Source organism: Citrobacter sp. TBCS-14 (assembly GCF_005280805.1).
Lineage (GTDB): Bacteria > Pseudomonadota > Gammaproteobacteria > Enterobacterales > Enterobacteriaceae > Citrobacter > Citrobacter gillenii.
In genome coordinates, this window is record NZ_SZWM01000375.1 from 1 (window position 1) to 206 (window position 206).

General features: G+C 49.0%; 1 protein-coding gene. It reads right to left on the minus strand.

What is annotated here, in order from left to right:
• Window positions 1–55: 55 nt before the first annotated feature.
• Window positions 56–206 (minus strand): flagellar basal body rod C-terminal domain-containing protein (locus FDX22_RS15600; protein ID WP_304571769.1); only part of this gene is annotated, 151 nt, incomplete at its 5' end.

Consider the following 206-nt stretch of genomic DNA (forward strand, 5'->3'; position numbering starts at 1 on the left):
AGGGGTGTAACTCGTAGGCCGGATAAGCATGCTTCCGGCATTTCACATTCTTGAGTTACAGTGTCTGACTAATAAACTGCAGCATATCGTCTGCCGCAGAGACCATTTTGGCGTTCATCTCATAGGCGCGCTGTACATTGATCATCGCCACCATTTCGTTAACGATATCTACGTTCGAACCTTCCAGCGCGCTGTCCTGCAAAGTC